1 protein-coding gene is annotated in these 281 nt (G+C 64.1%); it reads left to right on the top strand.

Annotated features, from left to right (window positions below):
- Window positions 1-34 precede the first annotated feature (34 nt).
- Window positions 35-281: flagellin (locus PU683_RS22145; protein WP_277174661.1), on the top strand; the 247-nt coding region annotated here is incomplete at its 3' end.

Below are 281 nucleotides of genomic sequence, written 5' to 3'. Positions count from 1 at the left end.
CGACGTCGGCACCGCTGCCAAGGCTTCGACAACGATGGACAACATTGATGCGGCGCTGACCGACGTCAACACTGCGCGCGCCACGCTGGGCGCGGGGCAGAGCCGCCTGCAGTCGGCGGTCAACAACCTGACCACCAACTCGACCAACCTGTCGTCGGCCAAGAGCCAGATCATGGACACCGACTTCTCGGCAGAAACGACCGCGCTCGCCAAGGCACAGATTCTCAGCCAGGCATCCACTGCGATGCTTAGCCAAGCCAACCAGAGCCAGCAGGGCGTGC

The organism is Candidatus Kosakonia sp. 282A-S69, assembly GCF_029433855.1.
GTDB classification, from domain to species: Bacteria; Pseudomonadota; Gammaproteobacteria; order Enterobacterales; family Enterobacteriaceae; genus Kosakonia; species Kosakonia cowanii_A.
Note: the sequence above shows the minus strand (reverse complement) of the source record. Positions and strands in the feature narration are given on the sequence as shown.